This is a genomic window from Muribaculum sp. An289, from assembly GCF_002159555.1.
In the GTDB taxonomy this organism is placed as follows: Bacteria; Bacteroidota; Bacteroidia; order Bacteroidales; family UBA932; genus Merdivivens; species Merdivivens faecigallinarum.
This window is the reverse complement of the sequence record NZ_NFIV01000008.1, coordinates 1-21,821: the sequence shown is the minus strand read 5'-3', so window position 1 is coordinate 21,821 and position 21,821 is coordinate 1. Positions and strand designations below refer to the sequence as shown.

Genomic DNA, 21,821 nt, shown 5'->3' with positions numbered 1-21,821 from the left:
TGCATCCGTATACGGGAAAGAATATGGATATAAAAAATGCTCTTACGCTAAAGGAACTTCTCCTGACAGTCAAGAAGGGGGTGGAGGGTGCGATGCCCTTTCCCGTCTGGGTATCAGCGGAGATCGCCGAAATCAAACAACGTTCTTCCGGGCATTGTTACATGGAATTGATAGATGATTCGGGTGCAGGGGCGCGCGCCCAGGCCGTGATATGGAACTCCAATTACCGTGTCATCGCTCCGTATTTCGAAAACGAGACGGGGCGTTCCCTCGGACCGGGAATGAAAATACTGGTAAAAATCCAGGTTTCGTACAGCGAGCTTTATTCCCTTACGCTGTCGGTGACCGACATAGAACCCTCGTTTTCCGTGGGCGAGGCCGAGCTTGAAAGGCGCAGGACCGTCAGGAGGCTCGAAGAGGAAGGCATGTTCGGAATGAACGGCACCTTGCGGCTGCCACGTCTGCCCCGCCGTTTCGCCGTCGTTTCTTCGGAAACAGCGGCAGGATACAGGGATTTCATGAAACATCTGCATGAAAACCAATATGGGTTCAGGTTTTACACCGAGCTTTTCCCTGCCGTGATGCAGGGCCGTGAGGCTCCGGTTTCCATCGTTTCCGCAATGGAAAGGGCGGCTTTGCGCGAAAACGAATTCGATGCCCTCGTCCTTCTTCGTGGCGGAGGTTCGGGAGCCGACCTGTCCTGCTTCGACGATTACTGGCTGTCCGTGAACGTCGCCCAGTTCCCTTTGCCTGTCATTACGGGAATCGGCCATGACCATGACAACCATATATGCGACATGGTGGCTGCCTACAGTGTCAAGACACCTACGGCGATAGCCGACCTGATTCTGGACTGTTTCATTTCCGAGGACGCGAGGCTGGAATCGTTGGCCGTGTCCCTGAGGCAGGTCGTAGGAATGAAATTCATGTCGATGGAAGCGAAACTCGATATGCTGGAACAGCGTTTGCAGTCTTCGGCTCCTGAAAATATCCTGAAAAAGGGGTATGTGCTTCTTCTCGACGATTCCGGCCGGAGGTTCAGTTCGGTGGAAGGGCGCAGCGAGGGAGAGAGGATTTCGGTGATGATGTCGGACGGAGTGCTCGGATGCAAGGTCGAGTCGGTTGAAAAGAACGGAAAAAATCAGGAAAATGGAAAAAATAAAGGATTTTGAAAAGGAAGGGAACGGATTCGATTATGATGCGGCGGTAAAACGGGTCGAGGAGATAATATCCATAATCGAGTCTGCCGATTTCCGGATTTCGTCTTCGGCGGCCCTGCTGAAAGAGGCCGCGGGGCTGATTGGCAGATGTCGTGCATATTTGAGGGAGGCAAAGGACTCCTGCGGTCTGGATGGATAGGACAATGATATATGAAGGCGATGAATGGCTTATGCCTTATCGCGGGGCGATAGACGGGCGCCGCGATGACATTGCCGCCGCCGTTTCCGTACTGTCCCGTGACGGGAAAATATCCGGAGCGGTGAACAACCATCTTTATTACGGGCTGCACCGTGACAAGGATGGCTGGGTGTTCCGCGAATGGGCGCCGAATGCCGTAAGAATATATCTGATAGGCGAGTTCAACAATTGGAAAAGGGTCCCGGCCTATCAGTTGTCGCCTCTCGGGAACGGAGACTGGGAAATCCGTCTCGGGCCTTTCTTCCTTTCGCACGGGATGCTGTACAAACTTTATGTGGAATGGCCTTCGGGCGGAGGGGAGAGGATTCCCGCATACGCCACGAGATGCGTGCAGGACCCCCAGACCAAGGTGTTCTGTGCCCAGGTGTGGGAGCCGGAAAGGCCCTATGAATGGAAAAATCCGAGGGTCGAAATCTCCTCGCCGCTGATATACGAGGCCCATGTGGGCATGAGCTCGGAGGAAGGGAAGGTGGCCTGTTTCGATGAATTCCGCACCAACGTGCTCCCGCGTATTTCGCAGCTCGGATACAATACATTGCAGCTCATGGCCTTGCAGGAGCATCCGTATTACGGCTCTTTCGGTTATCAGGTTTCGAGTTTTTTCGCCCTGAGTTCCCGTTTCGGCACTCCGGAAGAGTTCAAGCGGCTTGTCGACGAGGCGCATTCGATGGGCATAGCCGTGATAATGGACATTGTCCATTCGCATTCCGTGGCCAATACGGAGGAGGGCATAGGCCTGCTTGACGGTACCCGCTCCCTTTATTTCCATTCCGGTGAAAGGGGGCTGCATCCCGCATGGGGGTCGCTTTGTTTCGATTACGGCAAATGGCCGGTGAGGCATTTTCTTTTGTCCAATTGCAAATATTGGATGGAAGAATATCATCTGGACGGTTTCCGTTTCGACGGCGTGACGAGTATGCTCTACCGCGACCACGGTCTCGGGCGTGTATTCGGCGGTTATGCTGATTATTTCGGTGAAAATACCGACAGGGACGCTGAAACATATCTTGCCCTTGCAAACATATTGGTTAAGGAAATCAATCCCGCTTCCATAACGGTTGCGGAGGATGTGAGCGGCATGCCCGGACTCGCTTCTCCGGTAGAACGCGGCGGACTGGGGTTCGATTACCGGATGGCCATGGGCATAGCCGACTATTGGATAAAGCTCCTGAAAGAGGTTCCGGATGAGGACTGGAGCATGGGGGACATTTACTGGGCCCTTACCGACAGGCGCGCGGATGAAAGGACCGTCAGTTATGCCGAGTGTCACGACCAGGCCCTGGTGGGGGACAAGACTATAGCCTTCCGCCTTATGGACAAGGAGATGTATACCGGTATGGAGAAATCCTATCAAAGTCCGGTCATCGATAGGGGAATGGCTTTGCACAAGATGATACGCCTCGTAACGGCGGCTACTGCCGGGGGCGGTTATCTCAACTTCATGGGTAACGAGTTCGGCCATCCCGAATGGATAGATTTTCCGAGGGAGGGGAACGGCTGGTCCTACAAATATGCGCGCCGCCAGTGGCATCTTGTGGATGACGGCAATCTCAGATACCGTTTTCTGTGGGAATTCGACAGGGACATGATTCACCTGCTTTTGTCGGAGCGGATATTGTCGGAACCTGTAGTGATGCTTTGCTGCGATGAAGGGAAAAAGATATTGGCATTCCAGCGCGGAAATTGTATATTTGCATTGAACTTCAATGTAAAAGAGTCATTCGGCGATTATTGGCTGGATGCGGCTCCAGGCAGTTACAGGATAGTGCTGGACAGCGATTCGCCCCGGTACGGCGGTTTCGGGAGAAACAATCCGGAGGTGGAGCATTTTACGTTCCCGAAGGACGGAAAGGACCGGGTTTCGCTGTACCTCCCTTGCCGGAGCGCGTTGGTTTTGAAAAAAATGTAATCGGCTTCAAAATTTTGTTTTATGGCATATATCAAGTTTAACAAATCCGAACTGGTCAATCTGGAGTATGCTCTCAGGCGCGAACTTATCGCCGGGAGCAGCACCGGGTCTTACGGAAATACCACGATTTGCATGTGCAATACCCGTAAGTACCATGCCCTGCTGGCCGTCCCGGTGTACAATTTCGACGGCGGGCGTTACGTGCTCCTGTCCTCGCTGGACGAGACCCTGAGGCACGGAGGCAAGGAGTTCCATCTCGGCATACATGCCTACGGGGACATTTACGAACCCCGCGGGCATAAGTACATCAGGGACTTCGAGATGGATCCGAATCCGGTAATCACTTACGAGGTGGGCGGGATGGTGCTGCGCAAATCACTCCTGTTTTCCCCTGACAGCAACCAGATAATGATCAAATATACCTTTGTGGACGCTCCGGCCGACACGACGATGTCGCTTTCGCCTTTCCTCGCTTTCAGAAGGACACATGCCCTTACGCATAAAAACGGGGAGGCCAACACTTCCTACAGGGAGATTGACAACGGGGTCGCCTATAACATGTACGGAGGTTTTCCGGATTTGAACCTACAGTTCAGCGAAAAATTCGAATACAGCCATAATCCGTTATGGTATATGGGAATCACCTATAGCGACGAATACCGCAGGGGTTTCGATTGCAAGGAAGATCTGCTGGTTCCCGGCAGTTTTACGTTCCAGGTCAAAAGGGGCACAACGGTGGTGGTCTCGGCTTCTACCGACATGGTGAATCCGAAAGGTATCAAAAGCCGTTTTACACGGGTCCTGTCCGGTATGATTCCTGCCGATTCATACGAAAACCTTCTCCTCGCCTCCGCAAGAATGATGGTATGGAAGACTCCTCGCGGAAGCAGGCAGATATATGCAGGCTACTCGTGGCTGAAGCCGGGGCTGTTGAGGGAAACGGTCATTGCGCTTCCGGGCATAGCCCTGTACGGGCTGAAGGACAGAAAACTTTTCGAGGAGATACTCGACAGCCTGATAGCGGACAATCAGGAGCGGCTTTTCTTCAGGACTACCCAGATAGAGGCGCCTCTTCTGCTTACGGATACCATCCAGCAGTACATGCATTACGGGGCGGACCCGCGCAAGCTGTGGGCCAAATACGGAAGCACCCTGAAAGGTATACTGGAAAGTTATCTTCCGGGAAAACGCGCCGAGGCCGCAATGCATCCGAACGGCCTGATATGGGCGCAGAAGGACAATGTCGCACTGACATGGATGAATACGTATATAGACGGGCGTCCCGTCAATGAACGTCCAGGTTATCAGGTAGAGGTCAATGCGATGTGGTACAATGCGGTATGCTTCGTCGTGGACATGGAGTCCAGGTACGGTACGGACGAAGGTGCCGTGTCTTTCTGGACTTCCGTCAGGAACAGCATAAAGGACAACTTCACCAAAACCTTCTGGTCGGATTCCCTGGGGCATCTTGCTGATTATGTCGGGCCGGACGGCATGAGCCAGGAGACAAGGCCGAACCAGCTCTATGCCGTGGCCTTGGATTATTCCCCTGTCGATGAATTCGTCCAGGCGGCGGTCATGCGTGTGGTCAGACGGGAACTGTTAACCTCCCGGGGCATAAGGACACTTTCCCCTAAGGACAGGAGGTACAAAGGGGTCTACGAGGGCAATCAGAACATGAGGGACGAGGCTTCATACAACGGATGTACACGGCCTTTCCTTCTCGGCATCTATGTCAAGGCGGCATACAGGCTTTTCGGAAAATCCACTGAATCTCAGGCAGAAAGCCTTATAGAGGGCTTCGGCGAAGACCTGAATGTCCACGGCATAGGGACGTTTTCCGAAATATACGACGGCGATCCCCCTCATTCCCCTCACGGAGCCATATCTTCGGCGCTGACGGTGGCCGAAATCATAAGAGTAAAGTCCTTAATCGATAAAAACAGGGGGGAATAGTTATGAAAGTGCTTATGTTCGGTTGGGAATTTCCGCCTCATATAGCCGGCGGTCTCGGTACGGCATGTTACGGAATGACAAAGGGCCTTGCGGAAAACGGCGTGGAGGTCCTGTTCGTCATGCCGTCGGCTTCCGGCGATGAAGACCAGAGCAGCGTAAGGATTATCAATGCCAGCGATGTAAGTTGCCGCATGGTGTCGGATGACATAGACGAGTTCCTCGGAAAAGTAAGTTTCCTGCATATAGGCTCGAATATGGTTCCGTACGTCTCTCCGGAAGAATTCCCATACGTCGTTGAGGAGGAGAGGCTCAGGCAGAAAAACGAGTTCCGCATACAGTTCGGTTCCAAATACAGGTTTTCGGGAAAATACGGCAAGAATCTCATGGAAGAGGTCGCCCGTTATGCCGCCGTGGGTGCCGAAATTGCCATGGAAAACGATTTCGATGTGATTCATGCGCACGACTGGCTTACGTATTTTGCCGGGATTGCCGCAAAAAGGGTTTCCGGAAAGCCGCTCGTAATCCATGTCCATGCAACGGAATTTGACAGGAGCGGGGAAAACATAAATACGGAAGTCTACGGTATCGAAAAACGGGGGATGGAGGAGGCGGACCGGGTCATAACTGTCAGCGACCTCACCCGGAACATCGTCATAAACAAGTACGGCATAGACCCGGCCAAGGTGGTTACGGTCCATAATGCCGTGGATTTCGGGGGCCGCGACGACATGGAAGTGTCCAGAAGCGTGAAGGAAAAGGTAGTTACCTTCCTGGGAAGGATAACTTTCCAGAAAGGACCCGAGTATTTCATCGAAGCGGCGGCCAAAGTACTTAAAAGGTGCGACAACGTGCGTTTCGTGATGGCCGGCAGCGGCGACATGCTCGCCAGATGTGTCAGGCATGTAGCCAAGCTCGGGATTGCCGACAGGTTCCATTTTACCGGATTCCTGCGCGGGGCCGATGTGCAGAGGATGTTCGCCCTTTCGGACGTATACGTGATGCCTTCGGTTTCCGAGCCGTTCGGCATATCGCCTCTCGAAGCCATGAGGACCAATGTCCCTTCGATAATCTCCAAACAGTCGGGAGTGGCTGAGGTGCTGAAATATGCCATCAAGGTGGATTTCTGGGATATAAACGCGATGGCCGATGCCATATATGCCCTGATAAATTATCCGGCCATGGCTGCAATGGCGGCAAGGTGCGGGATGGACGAGGTCAACGCCCTCAAGTGGACCGCCGCTGCCGCCCGTATAAAAAAAGTATATGAATCGGTTACTGGAAAACAATAAAAGATAAAATATTATGAAAAAGACTCTCTGTTTGTATTTTCAGGTACATCAGCCGGACAGGTTGAGGCTGTACCGCTTTTTCGATATATGCCGCGATTCCCATTATTATGACGATTTCGCAAACAGGACTATCCTGAAAAGGGTGGCGGAGAGATGTTATCTCCCGGCAAACAGGCTGTTGCTCGATTTGATTGAAAGGCACAAGGGGGCTTTCCGTGTGTCCTTTTCCATTTCAGGTTCCGTACTGGAACAGTTCGAGCGTTATGTTCCCGAGGTGATAGACAGTTTCAAGGCTCTTGCCGATACCGGATGCGTGGAGTTCCTTTGCGAGACTTATTATCATTCCCTTGCGAGCCTCGTTTCCGGAAAGGAATTCGCTTCGCAGGTCGAGAAGCACAGGCGGACCGTCAGGGAATATTTCGGCAAGGAACCGTCGGCATTCAGGAACACGGAGCTGATTTATTCGGACGACATAGCCTCGATGCTGTACGACCTGGGATTCAAGACCGTTCTGACTGAAGGCGCCAAGCACATACTCGGCTGGAAGAGCCCGGATTTCGTTTATAACAGTCCGAAACATCCCGACCAGAAGCTCCTGTTGCGCAATTTCGCCCTGAGCGATGACATCGCTTTCAGGTTTTCTGACACGTCCTGGCAGGGGTGGCCGGTCACGGCGGACAAATTCGTGTCATGGCTGGGAGATGATGCCGGTAACGGCGAGATAGTCAATCTGTTCATGGACTATGAGACCTTCGGCGAGCATCAGCAAGCCCAGACGGGCATTTTCGATTTTCTTTCATGGCTTCCGCAGACGGTGGTTTCTTCGGGGAATTTCGAATTCCTCACTCCTTCCCAGGCTGTCGCGAAGCATGAGTCCGTCGGGAGCCTTGAGGTCAGGCATCCGATATCCTGGGCCGATGAGGAAAGGGATACTTCGGCGTGGCTCGGAAACGAGCTCCAGAACGAGGCGTTTTCGAAATTGTACGCCCTGGAAGAAAAAATGGCCGATATAAAGGATATGTCGATACGTTCCGATTTCGGAAAACTCCAGGAGAGCGACCATTTTTATTATATGTGTACCAAATTTTTCTCGGACGGGGCCGTGCATAAGTACTTCAACCCTTACGATACCCCGTATGAGGCTTTTATCAATTACATGAATGTTTTGAGCGATTTTATCGCACGTGTGGACGAGGCTGTTTCCACGGCATCGTCCGAGGCCGGGCCAACTCCCGTGAAAACAAAGAGGCGGCTGGCCTGAAGGTTGGTTTTTAATATATACAATTATCGAGTCAGATGGAGCAAATCAAAAAGTCTTTTCCGGATTGCCTTTTCGAGGTAAGCTGGGAAGTTTGCAACAAGATCGGAGGCATACATACTGTATTGTCGACAAAATCCGCTCTTGTCGAAGGAGAACTGAAGAAAAATTATATTACGGTAGGGCCGGACGTGTGGATGGATACGGAGCAGAATCCCGAGTTTACGGAAGACAAGTCGCTTTTCCGTCCGTGGAAGCAGAAACTTTCGCAGGAAGGGCTCAATGTCCGTATCGGAAGGTGGAACATCCCGGGGAATCCCGTGGCCTTTCTTGTGGATTTTACCCCGTACATTTCACGCAAGGACGAGATACTCACGTCGATGTGGAAAAAATTCGGGGTGGATTCGCTTACCGGCAACTGGGATTACATTGAGGCGGCCCTCTTCGGTTATGCTTCGGGGATGGTAATCGAGAGTTTCGTAAAATTCAATCTGAGCCCCCACAATAAGGTCGTGGCCCATTTTCATGAATGGATGACGGGAGCCGGGCTTCTTTATATAAAGGAAAGGAACCTTCCGGTGGCTACCGTCTTTACCACGCATGCCACTGTGCTCGGCCGCTGCCTCGCAGGGAACAATCTGCCTCTTTACAGCGGTCTGGACAATTATGTCCCCGACGAGAAGGCGAGGGAGCTCGGTGTGCAGGCACGTCATTCCCTTGAAAAACAATCGGCCGCCAATGCCGATGTCTTTACCACGGTCAGCGGGATAACCGCAAGGGAGTGCGCCCGTTTTCTCGGAAAAGAACCTGACATCATTACGCCTAACGGATTTTCCGAAGAGCTGGTCCCTTCCGACGGGCGTCTGGACGGAATAAGGGCGGCCTCCCGGGCGCGGCTGCTGAAGGTGGCTTCGGCTATGTGTTCCGAAGTGATGCCGGATGACAGCCTGATAGTAGGCATAGGGGGACGTTACGAATTCAAGAACAAAGGCATAGACGTGTTCATCGATGCTTTGTCGAAGATAGATTCGTCGGCATATTCCGGAAAACGGATTTGCGCTTTTTTCATGATACCTTCGGGAAACAAGGGGGCGGACAGAAACCTTCTTTCCGTGCTGTCGGGCAAGCAGAGCGGCTATTCGACACTTACGACACATTATCTCGTAGATCAGGAAAACGATATAATTACCAAGACGTTGTGTGCGCGCGGCCTTGTCAATTCGTCCTCAAACAAGGTAAGGGTGTTTTTCGTTCCGTCATATCTGAACGGGAACGACGGGGTCTTCGACATGCCTTATTACGAACTCCTTGCCGGAATGGATCTGACCGTTTTCCCGTCATATTATGAGCCTTGGGGCTATACCCCGCTCGAAAGCCTGGCTTTCCATGTGCCTTCGCTTACGACCACACTTGCCGGTTTCGGGCTTTGGGTAAGCGAACATTACGAAGGGGAACATCCCGGGCTTGCCGTCGTCGACAGGGATGATGCCGGTTATGAGCATGTCGTGGACTGCACGGTGGCCCGCATGCTTGAAGCGGCGGGGCTTTCCGATGAGGAGCTGGCTTCATGGAGGGAGAATGCCGTGGAGGTTTCGAAAATAGCTTTGTGGAAGAACAATATGGAGTTCTATTGGAAAGCTTATTCCACGTCCATAGACAATCTGGTAAAGGCCAGGGGAGAGTATCCAGACATGGTACCGGACGTTCCTGACACTTTCGCGAAAGCCGAAGTCAATAAGCCCGTATGGAGCTCGATAATGATAAACAGCCACCTTCCGGACAGGCTTTCCGCCCTGGAAAAGCTTTCGCGCAATCTGTGGTGGTGCTGGAACGAGCCTGCAAAGGAACTTTTTGCGAGCATAGACCCGGATCTGTGGGATTTGTCGGACCATAATCCTATCGCGATGTTGGATATGGTGAGGATGGGACGTTATGTCGAATTGTCGGAGGACAAGGGGTTCCTCGCAAGGATGGACGAAGTGTATGCCGCCTTTTCCGCGTATATGGAGGAAAAAAAGGACAGGAAGGGCCCTTCGATTGCCTATTTCTGCATGGAATACGGCCTCGATACTTCCCTGAAGATATATTCGGGAGGTCTCGGAATCCTTGCCGGCGACTATCTCAAGGAAAGCAGCGACATGAATGTGGACATGGTTGCCGTGGGCCTTCTGTACCGCTACGGATATTTTACCCAGAAACTTTCGGCTTCGGGAGACCAGGTGTCCACCTACGATGCCCAGGATTTCATGCGTATTCCTGCATCCCCGGTAAGGGATTCCGATGGCAATTGGGTGATAATCAGCGTGGCTTTCCCGGGAAGGAACCTTTATGCCCGTCTCTGGAAGGTGGAAGTGGGCAGGACGGACCTTTATCTTCTCGATACCGATTTCGAGGATAACCGCAAGGACGACAGGGCCATTACCCACCAGCTTTACGGAGGGGACTGGGAAAACAGGCTGAAACAGGAGATACTTCTCGGAATAGGCGGTATCGCCGCCCTCCGCAGGCTCGGCATAAATGCCGATGTATATCATTGCAACGAAGGACATGCGGCCTTTACCGGCATAGAGAGGCTCAGGGAATATGTGGAGCAGTCGGAACTGATTTTCACGGAAGCCCTGGAGGTAGTCAGGGCCACATCGCTTTTTACGACCCATACCCCTGTCCCGGCAGGCCATGATTCCTTCTCGGAGGATATGCTCCGGACGTATCTTGCCCATTATGCTTCTCGTCTGAGAATCGACTGGCCGACCCTTATGGGGCTCGGGCGTTTCAATCCTTCGGACGGGAATGAAAAATTTTCCATGAGTGTACTTGCCGCCAATCTTTCGCAGGAGATAAACGGTGTCAGCTGGATGCACGGCAAGGTGAGCCGGCAGATTTTTGCAGGCATGTGGCCCGGATATCTTCCGGAAGAACTGCATATCAGTTATGTGACCAACGGAGTCCATTATGCCACCTGGACGGCACCCGAATGGAAGAACATCCATGCCAAGGTATTCGGCAGCCAGTTTATGAGCCATCATTATGACAAGAGCTGCTTCAACGGCATATACGAAGTGGACGACAGGACCGTCTGGGACGTGCGTAACGTCCTCCGCCGCAGGCTTATGGATTATATCAAGGACAAGTTGTCCGACCCGAAGGCTTCGAGCCATTATTCCCCGCGGCAGATTGTCACGATACAGAATACGTTGAGGCCGGACATACTTACAATCGGTTTCGCACGCAGATTTGCCACTTACAAGAGGGCGCACCTGCTGTTCAGCAACCTCGACCGCCTGAGTGCCATAGTGAACAACCCGGAAAGGCCGGTTCAGTTCATTTTTGCCGGAAAGGCGCATCCGGCCGACAAGGCAGGCCAGGATCTGATAAAGAAGATAGCGAACATATCCAAGATGCCCCAGTTCATAGGAAAGATTGTCTTTGTTCCGGATTATGACATCTCCCTTGCCAAGCTCATGGTCCAGGGAGTGGACGTGTGGATGAACAATCCTACCCGTCCTTTGGAGGCTTCTGGCACCAGTGGCGAGAAGGCGGCCATGAACGGGGTCATGCATTTTTCCGTGCTTGACGGCTGGTGGATAGAAGGTTACAAGGAGGGTGCCGGCTGGGCCCTTCCGATGGAGCGGACCTATGAAGACCAGAGCTATCAGGACGAACTGGATGCCGCTACCATATACAATATGCTGGAGTCGGAAATCGTGCCTTTGTATTATGCCAAAGACAGGTCCGGGCTTTCTTCAGGCTGGATAAGATATATCAAGAATACTGTGGCGATGGTGGCTTGCAATTTTACCACCAACAGGATGTTGAACGATTATCTCGAAAAATATTATATTCCGTTGTCCGTGAGAGGGGCGCACCTGATAAAGGATGATTTCAGGGCGGCCAAAGACATTGCGGAGTGGAAGCGCCGCATGAAGCGCGACTGGAAGAACGTTGAGGCATTGTCATTCGTGCGTTTCGATTCTTCGCACCATTCGGTCTTCCTCGGGGAGAAAATACATTCGGAGGTGGAACTCAGCATAGGTGACATTTCCCCTGAAGAAATAGGCGTTGAAATAATCGTGGCCACTACCGACAGAAACGGGAATATCCGGATTGAGGATAAATATGAAATGACTCCGGTGGAGTACAAGGACGGCATAGCGAAATACAGTGTCGAAATCGTTCCGGACCGCTCAGGTCAGTTCTCAGTCGCCGGGAGGTTTTATGCCAAGAGCCCGGAATTGCCGCACAGACAGGATTTTGATTTGGTGAGATGGTTATAGCTACGGGATTTTTCGATGGCGTACACATCGGGCACAGGGCGGTGATTTCCACCTTGTGCCGTATTGCGCGGGAACGTGGCGAGCAGAGCATGGTCGTCACATTCTGGCCTCATCCACGGACCGTATTGCAACAGGATGCCGCCGAACTCAGGCTGCTGACTTCCCTGGAGGAAAAGAAGCGGATGCTGTACGGCCTTGGTGTCGACAGGATTGAAGTAATCGGATTTACGCACGGGTTCAGCCGTCTTACCGCAGAAGAATTTATCCGCGATTACCTTATCGGGAAATTCGGGGCGACGACGCTGGTTCTCGGCTACGACCATCGTCTCGGCGGCGGTCCGCCCATGTCCCGGGAGGAGCTCGAATGCCTTGCCCGCCGTCTGGGGCTCGAAACCTTCAGGCTTGCCGAGGAGGATTTCGACGGTATGGCGGTAAGTTCCACGGCAATAAGGAAATCCCTGTCGGCTGGGGATGTGGAACGGGCCAATACCATGCTCGGTTACCGTTACAGCCTTCATGGAGTAGTGGTTTCCGGAAACAGAATCGGACGCGAACTCGGTTTCCCGACAGCCAACATGGAACTTTACGAACCTCTGAAACTCATTCCGGGAGACGGCGTTTATGCCGTTTATACGGATGTGCTCGGGAAGAAATATGCCGGCATGACGAATATCGGTTGCCGCCCTACGGTTTCCGCCGTATCGTCTGACGTTTTACAGGCTCCGGTCCTCAAATGGACGATAGAAACGAACATTTTCGGTTTTTCTTCCGACATTTACGGGCTCGACATCACTTTGGAATTCCTGTCCAGGATACGGGGTGAGATACGCTTCGGTTCCATGGAGGAGCTGAGGAAGCAGCTTGCCGTGGACAGGGCGGTTGTGGAGGAACTTATTGAATGTTAGGAAATTGTAAAGAAAATATAAAAATACGATAATGGAAACGGACGTTTTTTTTGACGGATTGGACGAACCGGCGGACAGGCCGTCCGGAGCGGAGCAGGAAGCCGAAAAGACACGGCTTGTCGATGACCCCAAAAAACTCATCATATTTTCAGAGATAATGTCTCCGAAATTCCGTGAGTGAAGTGGTGTCCGGCCGGTAGGAAAATTTTTAACATCCTTTGACAAAGAAAAGAAAAAATAATTATATTTGCAGAGGTTTATGAAAACAGGAGTGGATTCCGTCCGCAGACGGAATTCCTTTTTTTAATAATTTTATTGAAGTTGTTTAAAACAGCTTCTAGGATGTTTGAACAGTTTTTATAATAAAAACAGTAAGAAGGATTAATAACGATTATGGCTAATTTACACTATGTTACAGCGGAAGGTCTGGACAGCCTGAAAAAGGAATTGGCGGAAGCTTTGGCCAACAGGCCTGTGATTTCGAGACAGATAGCGGAGGCGAGGGATAAGGGCGACCTCTCGGAAAATGCCGAATACGATGCGGCAAGGGAGGCCCAGGGCCTTCTGGAACTGAAGATATCCAAGCTTCAGGACCTTATCGCCAATGCGAGGGTAATCGACGAGTCGAAGATAACTACGGACCAGATTCAGATGCTGAACAAGGTGAAACTCCGCAATCTCAACAACAAGATGGTTGTGGAATATACTCTCGTAGGGGAGAGCGAGGCCGATTTTGCGGCCGGAAAACTTGCCGTGACCACTCCGATAGGCAAGGCCTTGATAGGCCACCGCAAAGGGGATATCGTTGACGTGCAGGTGCCTGCCGGCATGCTGAGGCTTGAAGTGTTGGATATTTCGATATAATAATTCGATATAGTAAAAGATGGCAACTGTTTTCACGAAGATAGCGAAAGGGGAGATTCCTTCCTACAAGGTTGCGGAGAATGACGATTTCTACGCATTCCTCGATATAAATCCCATGGCCGTAGGGCATACGCTCGTAATACCGAAGCATACCGAAAAGGATTATATCTTCGATCTTGACGAGAGGACATATTCCGGCCTCATGAAGTTTGCGGCAGAAGTCGCAAGGGCCTTGAGGCAGGCCGTGCCTTGCAAAAGGATAGGCGTGGCCGTACTCGGCATGGAAGTCCCCCACACCCATATCCATCTTGTCCCGTTGCAGAGCGAGGCGGATATGGATTTCCGGAAGGAAAAACTGAAACTTGACGAAAAGACTTTTGCGGAGACCGCCCGCAGGATATCGGAAGTCTACGAATCGCAACACAAACAATAATCGCTGATACACAGTTATGGGAAATCTCATCGGCAATCTCGGAAGGGCGGCTGCGCTTGTAGCCGCGGCCCTTTTCCTGTTTTCCTGCCAGCCGGGCGGCAAGGCGGTCATAAACCTCGACATCGAAGATGGCGGAGGAAAGAAGGTCGTGCTTACCAGGCTGGATGTAAACAAGAACAGTGTCGTGGACACACTTGTCTGTGATGAGTCGGGGCATTTGAGGTATGCCGTGAAAGTGCCGGAGGACAATCCTGATTTCTTCTATCTGTATGAGGACGGAAACAAGATTGCATCGCTCGTCCTTGCCGGCGGTGACAAGGTGGAAGTCAAGGCCGACGGTTCCGGCAATTTCAGTGTGACGGGTTCCAGTGACTGTTCCCTGTTGCAGGAAGCCGAAGCGAAGTACCGCGAGGTGACCGAGCAGTTCGAGATTCTGTCGGACAGGCTTGTCGCCAATTACAAGGATGTGGACAAGGCCGACGGGTTCAGGCGGGAAATGGGAAAACTCTTCGTGTCGCACTACCGTGAATGTGTGGCCTTCGTCATGGAACATCCTTCGTCCATGGCTTCGGTGAGCGTGCTCTTCCAGAGGGTAGGCGACAATCTCGGCGTTTTTGCCACCGATACCGATGTCGCCCATTTCAAGAGGGTGCGCGATTCGATTGCGGCGGTTTATCCCCACTCGAAATACCTCCCGTCCCTCGATGAGGAAATATCTTCCCGCGAAGACGCCCTTGCGCTTCGCATCAAACTCGAGAATTCCGGTGAAACAGGCTTCCCGGATTTGATTCTTCCGGATATAAATGGAAACTATGTCCAGCTTTCATCCGTTGGAAAACCATTGGTGCTCCTGCATTTCTGGACAGCCTCCGAGGCTTCCCATAATATCTACAATACGCAGGTGCTGAAACCTTTGTATGACAAGTACAAAGGACAAGGGCTTGAGATTTATGCAGTGTCATTCGACACGGACAAGGCCTTGTGGGCTGGAATAGTAAAGGAACAGAATACCGGGTGGATTAACGTGAACGATTTCACCTCGTCCTCCGCCGGGATTTATAATGTGACCGAACTTCCGCGTACTTATGTGATTGCAGGCTCTACCGTGGTGGACAGCGGCTCCTTCAACAAGGTGCAGCTCGAAAGGATAATAAGGGCCGAAATATAGGTTACAGTATTTTCTTGCGGCTTTTCGTCGCTACGAATTCCTTCAGATAGAAAGGCTCGAAATAGGCGGTATCCTCGATGATGCCTTCTTCAAGATTTCTGAGTGCCGGCAGCAGCATCGCCGAGGCTTTCGGGCAGCATTGCACGAAATATGCGTTGGCGTTTCCGGCCATTATTTCTGAAAATTTTTCAACGCCATCTCCGATGAACAATGTTTTTCCGGCCGCCAGGTTCTCACGGAACGAATTTTCATCAAGAACCACGGCTGCCGTTTCCCCTGTCTCGTTTCCCTTTTCATCGAATTCGGAGCAATACACTTCCATCCTCCGCGCATCTATCATCGGAACGATGCGGCGGCAGCCTTCCGGCAGGAGTTTTTCGGTAATAGCCTGAAATGCCAGCGTGTCGAGCGTACCTACGGAAATGAGGGGTATGCCGCCTCCGAAACTTATGCCCTTTGCCGTGGATACCCCGACCCTCAGTCCTGTGTATGACCCCGGCCCCTTACTTACGGCTACCCCGTCGCAGTCCTTCGCAGTAATCCCGTTTTCGCGTAACAAATCGTCTATGAATACGGCAAGTTTCGAGGCGTGGGCTTTCGGCTCGTCGGATTCTTTGTATCCTATGATTCTGTTTCCGCAGCTTATGGCGGCCGAGCAGGCCACGGTGCTTGTTTCAATCAATATCAGCACCGGTTTTCCGTTTTTATATTTCCCCATTATGTTAGAATGAGTTTATGAATCCTTGAAGATAAGGGAAAATCAGCTCGTTGAGCTTGCACAACAGCCCGTATATTACCGAATTGTCCAGCAAATGTACCGGAACGATTTTCCCGGAGCCGTTTATGATGTTGAAAAAATATGCAAGAATCCCGAGTATGATTGAATATTTGAGTATGGCGAACAGGAAGCCGAGCAATTTGTTAAGCCAGCCGAGCAGTATGGCATTCAGCAGCTTTTCTATCAGCCGTGTCACCAATGTGAGCAGCAAGGCCACGACGATGAAGATGACGGCGAACGATACTATCTTCAGCACTTCAGGGTTTGCGGCTTCCCACCAGCCTGAAATCCAGGCGGAGACTGTTTCTGAAAACTCAAAGGACAGCCAGATGCCTGCTATGATGATGATTATCCCCGCTATCTGGGTTATGAAGCCCTTCCGCAACCCGCTGATTACGGCCGGGATGAAGCACAGGATAAGTACTATGTCTACCGGATTCATGTATGGATGTATTAGAATTAAAGTCCAAAATTAATCAAAAAAACTCTTGTATACAAAACGGTCATGACAAATCTTCGTCCCCCTTGGCCTTGAGTTTCTTCCAGAATATCACGGGAATCAGGAAAGACAGTGCCGATGCCGCTATCCAGAAGACAGATACCTGGCTGAAATCGTATTCTTTGACTATTTTCCCGGCTGCCGTAGTGACTTCCGTGATGTTCGCATCGATGAGCAGGCCTGTAGAAATGTCCTGTATGCCGGCCGATATGTAGTTTGCGATGCCGACGATTCCCAAGGCGGCCCCTGTGCCCCGGCGCGGAACGATGTCTATGGCCATTATCCCTCCTATCAGGCTCATAAGTATGCCTATGGACAGGCCGCAGGCAACCAAGGCCGTGATATTAGTGAACATTGTATTGTCTCCGTAGAGGAACAGCAGGAGCCCTCCGGTCCCGAGGATTCCGAAAAGAATGGCCGGAACCATCCTCTTCCCGCGGAACAGCGTATCGGAAATCCATCCCGAAAACACCGTGCCGACTACTCCGAGGAGGGAATACACTGCTATCAGCTGTGTGGCCGTCTCAAGCGGATATTCCTTTACTTTCTGAAGAAAAAGCACTCCCCATCCGTTTATGGCGTACCGGCATATATAAAGGAATGCCGACGAGATGGCTATAATCCAGATTCCCGACGTGAGCAGGACCTGTTTCTGAGATTGCTTGATGCTTTTCCTTCTGAGTGGGTCGAATTTTTCCTTATTGATGACCTCTACAGGAGGAAGACCCTTGCTTTCAGGGTTGTCGTGCATGAAAACGGCGATTATTACGGCACCGGCAATGCCCGCGGCGGCCGCTCCGATGAAGCCCCATTGCCAGCCGAAAGCCGTGACAAGCGCTCCTATGTAAAGGAAGGACAGAAATTCGCCCAGGCTCGGGGTCGCGCAGATGAAGCCGTAATAGGTACCTCTCTTGTTGAGCGGAAACCATCTCGACAGTGTAATCACGGCCGGAGCGGAGCCCATGGACTGTGCCCAGCCGTTCATGCCCCAGATTATTGCGAAAAACAGGAAAAGCGCGATGTTGGATATCCCGGCAGCCGATTCCCACAGTCCCGTAAGGCCCATGACGAGGTTGATGAACGCCGATACGACGAGTCCCGTAGCCATGAACCTCTTGATGTTGCAGTAATCGGCCATGAAGCCGTTGACGAATTTTCCGACCGCGTATGTGAACAACAGGGCGGCGCCTATTCCGCCGAGCTGGGCAGCCGTCAATGTGCCGCTGTCTATCAGCGGCTGTTTCACTACGCTCAGACTGATGCGGCAGATATAATACAGGCTGTAGCCTATAATTGCCGCAATCAGTGTCTGTAGCCGTAGATGTCTGTATTTCCTGTTTTCCTTTTCAGGCGGAACCCTTGTCTGGGACATTCCGCTGATTTTGTAAAAATGCCTGATTCGTTTAATCATCGCGGTGGACGGGATATCCTATTTTTCCGTGAACAGCGAAATGATGTTCAGTATTACCCTGCTGGCCTTTTCCATGCTTTCGAGTGGCACGAATTCCATTTTTCCATGGAAATTGTGGCCTCCGGCAAAAATGTTCGGGCAAGGAAGGCCCATGAATGACAGGTTTGCCCCGTCCGTGCCTCCCCTGATAGGCTTGACATTCGGTTCTATGCCCTCCATCTGCATGGCCTTGAAGGCTTTCTCTACTATGAAATAATGAGGCTCCACCTCTTTGCGCATGTTGTAATACTGGTGCTTCAGTTTCAATGTCGCGACATTCCCGAATTTCCTGTTTATGAAGTCCACGGCATCCTGCATGAGCCTCTTTTTGCTTTCATATAACTCCATATCATGGTCGCGGATGATATAGCTGAGGGTCGTTTCCTCTACGGTACCGTTTATCCCGGTAAGATGGAAAAACCCTTCATATCCTTCCGTATATTCAGGCCTTTGCTCGACCGGAAGGAGTGCGTTAAGCTCCATGGCGACGAGCATCGAATTAATCATTTTCCCTTTGGCGTATCCCGGATGGATGTTTCTTCCCTGTATGTGGATTTCCGCTGCCGCGGCATTGAAATTTTCATATTCGAGTTCGCCGATTTCTCCGCCGTCCATCGTATATGCGTAGCGGGCCCCGAAGCGTTTTACATCGAATTTTACCACTCCGCGACCGATTTCCTCGTCAGGGGTGAAGCCGATTTTGATTTCACCATGCCTGAACTCGGGATGTGCCATGATATATTGCACGGCATCCATTATTTCGGCGACTCCGGCCTTGTCGTCAGCTCCGAGAAGGGTCGTGCCGTCGGTGGTTATTATCGTCTGTCCCTTGTATTTGAGCAATTCCGGGAACTCCTCCGTCTTTAAAGCGAGCCCTTCAACTCCTTTCAATGGGATATCCTTCCCGTCATAATTCCTGATAATCTGCGGTTTGATGTTTGTGCCCGAGGCATCGGGAGACGTGTCCACGTGGGCGATGAACCCTATTGCAGGTATGTCCTCCCCGATGTTGGAAGGTATTGTCCCCATGACGTAACCGTATTCGTCCAGTTCGGCCTTTACGCCCATGGCTTCCAATTCGTCCCTGAGAATCCTCAGCAGGTCGAGCTCTTTCTTCGAGCTTGGCTGGGTTTCACTTCCGGGATCCGATTGCGTGTCCACTGCTATATAGCGCAGGAATCTGTCCAGTAATTTTTCCATTTTTATCGAGTAATTGTTATTCCGAAACTTGTTTTCCTTTCTTTTTCAGTATCATCCAAATCATGAAAGCCATCAGTCCGATGTAAGGGACCAGTGATACGGGCTCGGCGAATGTGCTGCTCCAAACTTCGCTCTTTATCGCCAAATCCACATTCGCGAATTTCAGGATTGCGCTGACAACGCCCATGAGTGCTCCGCCGGCGATGAATCCCGAAGCAATCAGTGTGCCTTTTTCGCTCCGTGCCTCGTTGATTTCCTTGTTCTTGCTGCGTGAAGAGACGAACCATGCGATGGCTCCTCCGACGAGCAGCGGGAGGTTGAGTTGTAAAGGAATGAACATTCCGAGGGCGAACGGCAGTGCCGGTACCTTGAAGACTGTGAGCAGTATCGCTATGGCGGCGCCTATCCCGTAGAGAAGCCATGGTGCGCTTCCTCCGTTCATCAACGGCTCTATCACCGCAACCATCGCGTTTGCCTGAGGGGCGATCAGGGCTCCCTCTCCTGTGAAGCCGTATGCCTTGTTGAGGACGAGCATGACACCTCCTACGGTTGCTGCCGCGACAAGTACACCGAGGAATTTCCAGCTTTCCTGTTTTTTAGGGGTCGTACCTATCCAGTAACCTATTTTAAGGTCCGTGACGAATGCCCCTGCAACTGAAAGGGCCGTGCAGACCACTCCTCCTATTATTAATGATGCGGTCATTCCGGCTACTCCTTTAAGGCCGGCGGCCACGAGGATAATCGAAGCGAGTATCAGGGTCATCAATGTCATTCCGCTCACCGGATTCGAACCCACTATCGCTATGGCATTCGCGGCAACTGTCGTGAACAGGAATGCTATGATTCCCACAATCAGCAGGCCCACGACCGCATGCCATGGGTTTTCAACGACTCCGAAACAGAAGAATACGAATATTGCAGCGAGGGCTAAGGCGATTCCTATGACGATGAATTTCATCGAAATGTCCCTCTGGGTGCGCATCACTTCCTTGTCCGCCGCATTTTTCTTGCCCTTGAATTCGCTTGCGGCCAGGCCTACCGCCGATTTGATGATTCCGGCCGATTTGATGATTCCTATGATTCCGGCCGTAGCTATGCCTCCTATGCCGATGTGCCTTGCATACGTTTCGAATATCTGTTCCGGTGTCATCTGGCCGATGGTCTGGGTAATCCCGGACCCCATCAGGTCAATGACGTTCCCTCCCCAGATTATATTTATAAGAGGTATGATTACCAGCCATACTAGAAAACTTCCGCAGCAGATTATGAGCGAATATTTGAATCCGATTATGTAGCCCAGTCCGAGAACCGCCGCGCTGGTGTTTATCTTGAATACGACCTTGGCTTTGTCGGCCACTGTCTCCATGAACGGTATTATACGTGTAGTGACGGTGTCGCTCCATGCCGCGAAAGTCGATACGGCAAAATCATAAAGTCCTCCGATGAGTCCGCTGACAAGCAGCAGTTTGGCGTTTTTGCTGTTGCCTTGTCCGCTGACAAGCACCTGTGTAGTCGCCGTGGCTTCCGGGAACGGGTATTTCCCGTGCATTTCCTTTACGAAATATTTTCTGAAAGGAATGAGGAAAAGTATTCCGAGGATTCCTCCGAGGAGGGAGCTGAAAAATATTTTCGTGAAATCCACCGTCAGCTCCGGATATTTGTCCTGAAGGATATAAAGTGCCGGAAGAGTGAAAATAGCACCTGCCACAATTGCTCCCGAACAGGAGCCTATGGACTGTATTATGACGTTTTCACCGAGGGCGTTTTTCCTTTTGAATGAACTTGACAGTCCTACTGCAATGATTGCTATAGGTATGGCCGCTTCGAACACCTGTCCGACCTTCAGTCCGAGGAAAGCCGCTGCGGCCGAGAAGATTATCGTCATGACCAGACCCCAGGATACTGACCATGCGTTCACTTCCGGATATGTCCTGTCTGGCGAAAGCAGGGGTTTGTAGGTTTCCCCCTTTTTCAACTCTCTCGCCGCGTTTTCCGGGAGCTTCGTAGGGATTTTTTCTTGTTCTTCCATATATTAAATTGTATGTCAGGATTAATAATAATGTGCAAACCTACGAAAAAATCGGAATACATGAGGCGGGTTTTGACTTTTCTTCGGGATACTCGAAAAAATGGATGTTTTTTTAGAAAAATGCTTTAAAAAAATTTGCACAATTAAAAATTAGCCGTATCTTTGCAGCCCGTTTGAGAAAAACGGCAGTTCATTGACTTACCAGGAAAGAACACGAGAGGCAAAACAGATTATGTAATTAAGATAATAGGTTGAAGGAATCACCGCGGGGACGGATGTCCGTCCCCGCCGGGGTCCCGCGCCGGCGGCGACGCCCGCGCGGGAGACCGGAGCGAAACGGAAAAGGGCGCACGGTGGATGCCTGGGCTTCCGGAGGCGATGAAGGACGCG

Annotated in this window: 17 protein-coding genes; 12 read left to right on the top strand and 5 right to left on the bottom strand. The window is 51.5% G+C overall.

Annotated features, from left to right (window positions below; all coding sequences use genetic code 11):
- Positions 1 to 23: 23 nt before the first annotated feature.
- The 12 genes from xseA (at position 24) to B5F83_RS07435 (ending at position 15,475) form a co-directional block, all read left to right on the top strand.
- Entirely contained in the window at positions 24 to 1,172 is a 1,149-nt protein-coding gene (xseA, locus tag B5F83_RS07485) for an exodeoxyribonuclease VII large subunit (RefSeq protein ID WP_158094184.1), read from the top strand.
- Positions 1,150 to 1,359 (top strand): exodeoxyribonuclease VII small subunit, encoded by a 210-nt coding sequence (locus tag B5F83_RS07480; RefSeq protein WP_087279246.1) that lies wholly within the window; start codon positions 1,150 to 1,152, stop codon positions 1,357 to 1,359. The genes xseA and B5F83_RS07480 overlap by 23 nt, the downstream gene beginning before the upstream one ends.
- Positions 1,352 to 3,328 (top strand): alpha amylase C-terminal domain-containing protein, encoded by a 1,977-nt coding sequence (locus B5F83_RS07475; protein ID WP_087279249.1) that lies wholly within the window; start codon positions 1,352 to 1,354, stop codon positions 3,326 to 3,328. Before B5F83_RS07480 ends, B5F83_RS07475 begins: the two co-directional genes overlap by 8 nt.
- Before the next feature lie 21 nt (positions 3,329 to 3,349).
- A complete protein-coding gene (locus B5F83_RS07470) occupies positions 3,350 to 5,284 on the top strand; it encodes a glycogen debranching enzyme N-terminal domain-containing protein (protein WP_087279251.1) in 1,935 nt (644 codons plus the stop codon).
- A 2-nt stretch (positions 5,285 to 5,286) separates the two neighbouring features.
- Positions 5,287 to 6,573, top strand: coding sequence for a glycosyltransferase family 4 protein (locus B5F83_RS07465; protein WP_239383841.1), 1,287 nt, complete (start codon positions 5,287 to 5,289; stop codon positions 6,571 to 6,573).
- A gap of 13 nt (positions 6,574 to 6,586) precedes the next feature.
- Positions 6,587 to 7,834: a glycoside hydrolase family 57 protein gene (locus B5F83_RS07460; RefSeq protein WP_087279254.1), complete on the top strand. Its 1,248-nt coding sequence runs from the start codon at positions 6,587 to 6,589 to the stop codon at positions 7,832 to 7,834.
- Positions 7,835 to 7,869: 35 nt separating this feature from the next.
- Positions 7,870 to 12,105: an alpha-glucan family phosphorylase gene (gene glgP, locus B5F83_RS07455; RefSeq protein ID WP_087279257.1), complete on the top strand. Its 4,236-nt coding sequence runs from the start codon at positions 7,870 to 7,872 to the stop codon at positions 12,103 to 12,105.
- Complete coding sequence (gene ribF, locus B5F83_RS07450) at positions 12,096 to 13,010, top strand: riboflavin biosynthesis protein RibF (protein WP_087279261.1); 915 nt, start codon at positions 12,096 to 12,098, stop codon at positions 13,008 to 13,010. The genes glgP and ribF overlap by 10 nt, the downstream gene beginning before the upstream one ends.
- A 31-nt stretch (positions 13,011 to 13,041) precedes the next feature.
- Positions 13,042 to 13,191 (top strand): hypothetical protein, encoded by a 150-nt coding sequence (locus tag B5F83_RS10640; RefSeq protein WP_156455348.1) that lies wholly within the window; start codon positions 13,042 to 13,044, stop codon positions 13,189 to 13,191.
- A gap of 209 nt (positions 13,192 to 13,400) precedes the next feature.
- Positions 13,401 to 13,874: a transcription elongation factor GreA gene (gene greA / locus B5F83_RS07445; RefSeq protein ID WP_204207360.1), complete on the top strand. Its 474-nt coding sequence runs from the start codon at positions 13,401 to 13,403 to the stop codon at positions 13,872 to 13,874.
- Between the two features lie 19 nt (positions 13,875 to 13,893).
- Entirely contained in the window at positions 13,894 to 14,307 is a 414-nt protein-coding gene (locus B5F83_RS07440) for an HIT family protein (protein ID WP_087279266.1), read from the top strand.
- Between the two features lie 16 nt (positions 14,308 to 14,323).
- Positions 14,324 to 15,475: a TlpA disulfide reductase family protein gene (locus B5F83_RS07435; RefSeq protein ID WP_087279269.1), complete on the top strand. Its 1,152-nt coding sequence runs from the start codon at positions 14,324 to 14,326 to the stop codon at positions 15,473 to 15,475.
- 1 nt (position 15,476) lies between these two features.
- On the opposite strand, the gene tsaB is transcribed toward B5F83_RS07435, so the two are convergent.
- The 5 genes from tsaB to B5F83_RS07410 form a co-directional block, all read right to left on the bottom strand.
- The gene (gene tsaB, locus B5F83_RS07430; RefSeq protein ID WP_204207355.1) at positions 15,477 to 16,193 is read right to left on the bottom strand and encodes a tRNA (adenosine(37)-N6)-threonylcarbamoyltransferase complex dimerization subunit type 1 TsaB; all 717 of its coding nucleotides are present in this window, start codon (positions 16,191 to 16,193) and stop codon (positions 15,477 to 15,479) included.
- Between the two features lie 4 nt (positions 16,194 to 16,197).
- Entirely contained in the window at positions 16,198 to 16,695 is a 498-nt protein-coding gene (locus B5F83_RS07425; RefSeq protein WP_087279274.1) for a CvpA family protein, read from the bottom strand.
- 61 nt (positions 16,696 to 16,756) lie between these two features.
- Positions 16,757 to 18,163: an MFS transporter gene (locus B5F83_RS07420; RefSeq protein WP_087279278.1), complete on the bottom strand. Its 1,407-nt coding sequence runs from the start codon at positions 18,161 to 18,163 to the stop codon at positions 16,757 to 16,759.
- A gap of 18 nt (positions 18,164 to 18,181) precedes the next feature.
- Positions 18,182 to 19,402: a peptidase T gene (gene pepT, locus B5F83_RS07415; RefSeq protein ID WP_087279280.1), complete on the bottom strand. Its 1,221-nt coding sequence runs from the start codon at positions 19,400 to 19,402 to the stop codon at positions 18,182 to 18,184.
- A 16-nt stretch (positions 19,403 to 19,418) separates the two neighbouring features.
- The gene (locus tag B5F83_RS07410) at positions 19,419 to 21,431 is read right to left on the bottom strand and encodes an oligopeptide transporter, OPT family (protein ID WP_087279282.1); all 2,013 of its coding nucleotides are present in this window, start codon (positions 21,429 to 21,431) and stop codon (positions 19,419 to 19,421) included.
- Between the last annotated feature and the right edge of the window lie 390 nt (positions 21,432 to 21,821).